The following is a 7,227-nucleotide window of genomic DNA, read 5'->3' as shown; positions in this document are numbered from 1 at the left end:
GCGACGCTGTGGCCAGCCGCGCGGTGGTGATGCAGCACAAGACTCAGCGCCCCGTCCAGTTCGAGATCACGCAGGTGACCCGCGAAGCCGTGCAAAGTTGGATCAAGCAAGCGGGACTGAGATCCGACGGTTTCCTGTTCCCAAGTCGCATGCACTCCTCGCCGCATCTAGGGACGCGACAGTACGCCCGAATCCAGGAAGGCTGGGTGGAGGAACTCGGCCTTGACCCTGCCGACTACGGGACGCATTCGATGCAAAGGACCAAGGCGACGCTGATCTATCGGCGGACCAGGAATCTGCGCGCCGTGCAGCTGCTGCTTGGGCACACCAAAGGAGAGGTGAGAAACAGGAAATACCAAGCACCGTCGAGAGATTCATCGGCTTTGTGTTCTCGCCGCGTTCGTTGCCACGAACTGTCTTTTCGGGACAGTCTGCTTCCTGACCGCCGTTCACACGGCGCAGCTGGGCACGCTTGCGCTCGGTAATGGGGGCGCTGGCCAGGGCCATGATGCCGCGCAGCTTGGCGGCGTCGTGCGCGGAAAGGTGGTTGGTGATGATGGCGGGCTTGGACATGCGGGCTCTCGTGCGAGGGTATGAATGCACGATGAGTGGCACCTGCAAGCCGTGGCGCCCACCGCTTTGCAATCGGATGGAACGGATGGAACGGATGGAATCGGATAGCGCCTACACCCGGTGGCCGGCGCTCCATCGGATGGAAGCGGCGCTGAAAACGGATGGAAAAGGGCGGCCGCGCCCGGGCGGGCTAGATGCCCACGGCGCCCATGGCATCCAGCGCCTCGAAGAGCTCCAGCCTGTAGGCGCGCAGGGGCTCGCGGGTCAGCTCGGTCAGGCCCGACGGGATGCGATCGCCGAAGAGGACCATGCAGCCGTTCTCGTCGTCGCGGCGGCTCATCCAGTACAGGCCCTGCACGCTCGGCATGTTCTCGTGGATCCAACGGGCCCAGGCGCGCGTGTGCGGGTAGCGGACGCTGTTGCCGCCAATCAGGTCGGGCACCGTGAGCCCCACCGCCTGGAGACCGAACGAGGTCAGGGGCACCAACGTCAGCGCCGGCACCTCCACGCTGGAGACCATATTGCCCTCGCTGGGGAGCATGGCATGGGTCGCGTCGAAGATCGCGCCGGTGCTGGGCGAGGGCATGTCGTGCAGCAATACCTCGGCGATCGCAGCACGGGCCTCGGTGGCCGCGTAGAGCGTCGGGATCACCGCCCCCGTGCTGTCGAAGATCGGGCTGAAGCGGGCGTCGCCCCGGCCGCCGCTGTTGAATACGGTCGAGCGGTACAGGCCCGTGGCGGGATCCATCCGGTGGCAGCGCCACACGGTGCGCGCCTGGTAGTCGCGTGTCGGCAACGGGTGCGTCGGAGGCAGGGCGGGGGTCGCCTGGGCGTAGTCCAGCGTGACCGCCACCGGCGGTGCAGTGCGTGCCGGTGGGGCACTAGCCATGGACGGCGCCCTCCACCAGTCGTTGGGCCGCCGTCACCACGGCCAGGCCGTTCGTTTCCAAGACCTCGCGTGGCCGCTTGCCATCCAGGTAGTTGGACGGCGACTCGAACCACGAGGCGATCTGGAAGGGCGAGCGGCCGGCCAGGACCTTGAGGACTTCCTTGAGCAGCGGCACCGGCTCCACCATCGCGTCGAATGCATATCGGGGGTAGATGCGCACGCCCGACTTTTCCATGGCGAAGATGCGGCCCTGATCCAGCCAGCGGGCCAGCACGGTGTGCGCGTTGCTGGGCTTCTTGGGCAGTTCGTCGAAAAGCTCAGTGGCGGTGAGCCAACTCGTGCCGTTCATGACCAGTTCGACGGCCTTGGCGCGCATGCGGGCCTGGATGGCATCGGCCTTATCGAGCCCTGCATCAGAAACATCAACTAGACGCTGCACCTCGGCGTCGCGGGTCAAGTCTTGCCCGCCGATAAGTCCGACGATGACGCTCGCCACCTTGGGGGAGAGACGGGTCTCTCTCACACGGCGTGTGCGACTGTGATAGCCGACGTGATTCAGTACGTCTTCAAGGGTTACGTAGGTGCCGACCTTAAGTGCAGGATCCCTCTCCTCATTTTGTGATGCCTTGCTCCGTTCCTCGACTTTCAGCCGGAATGGCGACGGTCGCTTCGGTTCAACTTGTCTTACTTCGGTCTTTTTGCGCTGCACCACCGTCTTTGTCACTGAGGCTGCCTTCGTGCCCCACGTCTTCGTCGCCGTAGCCATTCATGCCACCTCTTCATCGCCATACCAGGCGTTGCACGCCAAAATGTGTCGCGCCGCTATCGCGAGACTAACAAACCTCACAAGAACGGACGTCGGAATAGGTCAAAAAGCCTAGCCATTATCCGCGTTGACTAACAATATTAACATCCAGAGCGGGTTTGGCGTGTTCCAAGCTCGTCTAGCAGTCGACCGGCGTGGAAGGGGTCAGCGGTAGCCTGCTTGGCGTGCTGGGACGCCAAAGCGAGTGCCCTCCTCCGTGCGCCCGCTTATCGTTCGCAACCAGACTGATGCCCGGCGTGCGTGACGGCGAACTGAGCCCCCTCGCCGTGCTCGCTGCTCCGGCGACGCGCTCCCTCTTCGATCACGCGTGAACCGCCCCGACAGCGCGCGCTTACGGATCTGAACTGAGGGAAGACGCTCACCGCCTGCACTGGGGCGAGGAGCCCGACCCTGCGCGCCACGACTTGGCGCGTCTCACGCCCGAGGAGACGGCGGTCTATGACGACCTCCGATTCGATCGACACCAGCCTCGGTGCGTCTGCAGTCTGGAGCAGGAGCGCGTGGGGTTAGGGTGGTTGAACGAGCGGCTAGCCGCGCTGTTCGGGGTAAGCACATAGAACCCGCCGACGTCGAGGCTGAATCTATGAATATTCGCTTTGATACTGTCGAGCAACAGTAAAGCCTGCTTTAATTTGAGCCGGGAAATCAAAGCACGCTTTCAATGCCCCGAACCACCGGCACCTACGCCACCACGACCACGCTGGGTGAATCGGTCCGCGCCTTCGTGCCGCGACCGCTGCCCCCGGCTGAACCGCCGCTGGCGCCGGCCTGCTTCGTCGACCTGAACCGGCAGGCTGAGCTGGCGCTGGCGCGCCTGGCCGGGGTGTCGGGTCTGGTCCCGTCGGTGGAATGGCTGCTCTACAGCGCCATTCGCAAAGAGGCACTGCTCACCTCGCAGATCGAGGGCACCCAGGCCACGCTGACCGACCTGTTCGACGAGGAAGCGGGCCTCAAGGTCAGCAACACCGACGATGTCGAGGAGGTCACCAACTACCTGCGCGCCTTCCGCTGGGTGCAGGGGCAGTTGCGCGACCCGCAGGGCTTGCCGATCAGCGTTCGCCTGCTGTGCGAAGCCCATCGGCTGCTGCTCGACGGGGTGCGCGGTGCTGGCAAGCAGCCCGGCGAACTGCGCTGCTCGCAGAACTGGATCGGCGGCACGCGACCAGGCAACGCCGCCTTCGTGCCGCCACCGCCGCAGCAAGTGGCCGATCTGCTGACGGATCTTGAGCGCTTCACCCACAACACCGACTCCGACCTGCCGCCGCTGGCTAGGGTCGCTTTGATCCACGCCCAGTTCGAAACCATCCACCCTTTCCTGGATGGCAACGGGCGCATCGGGCGTCTGCTGATCGCCGCACTCATGGAGCACTGGGGGTTGTTGCAGGAGCCGCTGATGTACTTGAGCGGTTACCTCAAGCAGCACCAGGCAGAGTACTACCGGCGCTTGTCGGCCATCCGCAGTGACGGCGACTGGGAGGGCTGGGTATCCTTCTTCCTGGAAGGCGTGGCTGCCGCGTCCGCGGATGCTGAGCGCAGCATCATCGACGTGGCCAGCCTGATCACGGCCGATCGCAAGCGACTGCTGGAGTCTCCCAAGGCGGGGCCGATGAGCTACCGCCTGTTCGAACTGCTGCCGATGATGCCGCGCTTCAACGTCGAGCACGTTCGCCAGCGGCTGGACACGACGTTCCCGACCGCCAGCGCCGCCGTCAAGCTGCTGGAAGACCTCGGCATCCTGGCCGAGCTCACCGGCCAGAAGAAGAACCGCGTCTACAGCTACCAGGCGTATGTGGAACTGCTTTCCCGGTGACGAGACCTCACCAGTCCGCGGATGCCCACAGCATTACTCGTAAGCTCAACGGGTGCGTTTTGTGCCCGACAATCACCCGCCAAAAAGTGATCATTCCAGGCGGTCCCGCACCGTCCCAGGAAGCAAGAAAAGCCCTTGAAAATCAATGATCTAGGGATCTTTTCTTGACTCTTTGCGCATTGCTTGATGACGCATCAAGCCCCGACAGCCAAAGCCAGGAATGGCGCGGGTCGGCGGGGAGTTTGTGCGGACCGGTCCAAAGCGCGGAACCAGCCCAAGTAGCTGGCCAGGTACGAACTGGCCACGCCCTTGAAGCGGCGTATCCAGTTCTTGAGCCTGGCGTGATACGCGTTGGCGTTCTGGATGTGCCAAGCGCCCTGCACACGCTCGCCCTTGGAGAGATTCAGCGCATGGTGCTCGACGCCCAGATGCCGGGCTGCCGCTCCTAGCGAGCCGCTGCAGTCCGTGCACAGCACCGCGTCCGGGGCCAGGACAGGTGCCAACGCTGCGATGGTCTGGGCCTTGCCAGCGCGCTGCAGGACGAAGTCGGCCGTTGCGCCTGAGCGGTCTCGCGCCACCAACACCGGCTCTTGTTCTTCGGACAGGCCTCGCTTGGCGCCACTGCCACCCCGGTGCCGAGCCTGGCGTGCCTGCACGCGTTGACCCTTGCTGGAACGCAGGAAGTAGGTCTCGTCGGCCTCGACCACGCCTTGCAGCAGCCGAGCCTTCACATCCTGGGCCAGTTGCAGGAAGCGGTGACGCCAGCGGAAGGCCGTGCTGGGCGCCACCGCCAGGGTGTCGGCCGCCTGATGCACGCTCAACCCTTGGCGCAGCACTTCGGCTTGGCGCTCCCATTTCCCCTTGTGCCGCAGCCGCGCCAACGGCGTCTGGGTCAGCGCATTGAACGTCTTGGCGCAGTTGCGGCACTTGTAGCGCTGCAGCCGCTGGCGTGTCCATTGCGAACCACGCGCTCACCTTGGCAGTGTGGGCAGGCCTGCGGACGCGATTGCACCGTCTGCAACACCCGCTCGACCTCATCGACGTCGCTCAGCGCCCGTATCAGCTCTTGCCTTTGCGCCGGCGAGATTCGTACAAGCGCTAGCCGCAACCTTCAGCTTCGCCCCGCAGCCCACGGCTCAACGTGGTGGACGTGCCGCAGTCGGCAAACCACTGCAACGATCAACGAGAACGGATCAGCCGTTTGCGCCGATCTTCAGGCGCGTATCCGGCACCTGGATGCGCTGCACCTGCTCGGAGATCACCCAACCTGGAAGTGCATCACGCAAAGAGGCGGCGACGTCTGAGTTGGCCACGCTTACCAGCATCGTCCGCCCGCTGTTATCCAGGACATCACCGCGCTGAGACGCAACGGCGGCGGCTGCTTCGGCAGGCGAAGCGGCAGTTTCCTCGGAACGCCGAAGGACAAGTCGCACCATAAGGGCCCTTTTACCATACGCAGCACCGGAAGTCACCGACCCCGGCGACAACGCTCACCGAGCCTAGACGATCAAGCCGACCCCTTCGAGGGGCTGAATGAGCCCTAGCGTCTTGGCGGCTCCCGTAATCAGGCCCACCATCGCGATCGAACGGTTTCGGTCCCTCGGCATGTTGAGCACAGCCGCATCGGCGGACATCAGCGCCGCCGTCGCCCCGGTCACAGCGGGGCAGGCCATACTGGTGCCCGACATCACGCCATACGTGCCACCCGGCAACGTTGACACGATGCCTTCACCGGGCCCGCAGACGTCGATCGCCGGTCCCACATTGGAGAACGCTGACACGTAGATCTTCGGGTCGCCGGATGCGAAGGGTGCCACCTCGTCCAGGATCTCGTTCGATGTCGCCGGGTACGTGCCCTTCTTGCCCAAACTGCTGACGGCGACGGCGATGTCCCATGCCGCGGGGTAAGAAACCGGCTGGCGGCCGTCATTGCCAGCCGCGACGATGCAGACGGTGCCCTGGTCGAAGGCGTCCTTCATCGCAGCGTGCACAGCCTCGTCCGCAGACGGTGAACCGAGGCTGAGGTTGAGCAGGTCGCAACCGTCCTTCACGCCCTGATCGATGGCGCGGATGATGTCGTAGTTCTCGGCACCGCCGCCTGCGTTCGGAAACACGCGGTAGCTCATCAGCGTCACCTCCGGCGCGATACCCCGCTTGCCGGGCGCGTGGTGCGCATCCGCGGGGTGCAGCGCGCCACGGCTGGCGATGATGCCGGCCACATGGGTGCCGTGCTCGCCATCCTTGGCCGCCGGCCCCGAGCCGCCAGCATCGCCCTCGTCGGTCACGAACGCGCCGCCGCCGGTGACCATTAAGTCGGGATGTGCGCCATCCACGCCGGTGTCGATAACACCCACCTTGACACCCCTGCCCGCATCGATCGGCCGATTGCCATACAGCACCGCCGCGAAGTCCGGGGCGGCCAGGTCAATCGGCTGGACCTCCAAGGTGGTGCCGCCTTTCAGCGTGAGCTTCTTCTTGCCATAGCCCCAGTAACCTGCGGGCGAGTACGCCACCAGCAGGTCCAGCTTCACCGAGTTGCCCGCGAAGCCCAGCGACACGACGCCCTTGCTGTTCGTCTTGCCGCCAGCCCCTTCCCGCTTCGCAAAGTTCGTGAACGCCACGACCGACACACCCGGCACCGGCTTTTTGGTCTTCGCGTCGACGAAGGTGACCTGGAGCTTGGGGCCAAGCGCCAGCCCGGCGGGCCGCGCCGCCTTGGTCACAACCTCCAACCGCGGCATGCGCATCAACTGGTAGGTGACCACCGGCAAGGCCTTCACGCCCGGGTCAGACACGCGCAGCGCCGCTATCTCCTCAGCGCCCATCTCAACGAGCTTAGGACCTTCGGCCTCGATCGAATGAACGACCTTCATCACCGGCTTGCGCGCGCGGCGTGTCGTCGACGTGAGTCCCAGCCGGTTGGTCGCGGCCGCGGCGAACACCGCGCTGCCCTCGTCGACCCTCCTCATGTCGTCGGACGTGAAGCCACGCAGTGGCATCAGGATGAAGCGCGCCGTCTGTGCAGTCTTCTTGTTGGCCATGGTGTCTCCCAGCCGGTTGAAATGCGGCCAACATTTGGCCGACAAGATCAAGAGTATTCAGAGCCGTCCGCACGGCGGCATCCACAGA

7 protein-coding genes and 1 pseudogene are annotated in these 7,227 nt (G+C 64.7%); 3 read left to right on the top strand and 5 right to left on the bottom strand.

Annotated elements, in window-relative coordinates:
* Window positions 1–485, top strand: a 485-nt coding sequence (locus tag LXT13_RS27760; RefSeq protein ID WP_233375637.1) for a tyrosine-type recombinase/integrase, incomplete at its 5' end; no start/stop codon positions are given.
* A 278-nt stretch (window positions 486–763) separates the two neighbouring features.
* On the opposite strand, the gene LXT13_RS27755 is transcribed toward LXT13_RS27760, so the two are convergent.
* Window positions 764–1,462: an RES family NAD+ phosphorylase gene (locus LXT13_RS27755; RefSeq protein ID WP_233375635.1), complete on the bottom strand. Its 699-nt coding sequence runs from the start codon at window positions 1,460–1,462 to the stop codon at window positions 764–766.
* Window positions 1,455–2,186: a hypothetical protein gene (locus tag LXT13_RS27750; RefSeq protein WP_233375634.1), complete on the bottom strand. Its 732-nt coding sequence runs from the start codon at window positions 2,184–2,186 to the stop codon at window positions 1,455–1,457. The genes LXT13_RS27755 and LXT13_RS27750 overlap by 8 nt, the downstream gene beginning before the upstream one ends.
* A gap of 446 nt (window positions 2,187–2,632) precedes the next feature.
* Between LXT13_RS27750 and LXT13_RS27745 the strand changes: the two genes are divergently transcribed.
* Entirely contained in the window at window positions 2,633–2,845 is a 213-nt protein-coding gene (locus LXT13_RS27745; protein ID WP_349254875.1) for a Wadjet anti-phage system protein JetD domain-containing protein, read from the top strand.
* A 104-nt stretch (window positions 2,846–2,949) separates the two neighbouring features.
* On the top strand, window positions 2,950–4,098 hold the full coding sequence (locus tag LXT13_RS27740; protein ID WP_233375631.1) for a Fic family protein: 1,149 nt from the start codon (window positions 2,950–2,952) through the stop codon (window positions 4,096–4,098).
* A gap of 194 nt (window positions 4,099–4,292) precedes the next feature.
* On the opposite strand, the pseudogene LXT13_RS27735 reads toward LXT13_RS27740, so the two are convergent.
* The 3 genes and pseudogenes from LXT13_RS27735 to LXT13_RS27725 all read right to left on the bottom strand — a co-directional run bounded on the left by LXT13_RS27735 (window position 4,293) and on the right by LXT13_RS27725 (window position 7,139).
* Window positions 4,293–5,206 (bottom strand): annotated as a pseudogene (locus tag LXT13_RS27735) (IS1595 family transposase).
* Between the two features lie 85 nt (window positions 5,207–5,291).
* Entirely contained in the window at window positions 5,292–5,534 is a 243-nt protein-coding gene (locus LXT13_RS27730) for a hypothetical protein (protein WP_233375630.1), read from the bottom strand.
* Between the two features lie 63 nt (window positions 5,535–5,597).
* On the bottom strand, window positions 5,598–7,139 hold the full coding sequence (locus LXT13_RS27725) for a S8 family serine peptidase (protein ID WP_233375629.1): 1,542 nt from the start codon (window positions 7,137–7,139) through the stop codon (window positions 5,598–5,600).
* Window positions 7,140–7,227 lie beyond the last annotated feature (88 nt).

The organism is Pelomonas cellulosilytica, assembly GCF_021353265.1.
Classification (GTDB): Bacteria; Pseudomonadota; Gammaproteobacteria; order Burkholderiales; family Burkholderiaceae_C; genus Pelomonas; species Pelomonas cellulosilytica.
This window is presented reverse-complemented; position numbering and strand designations above follow the sequence as displayed.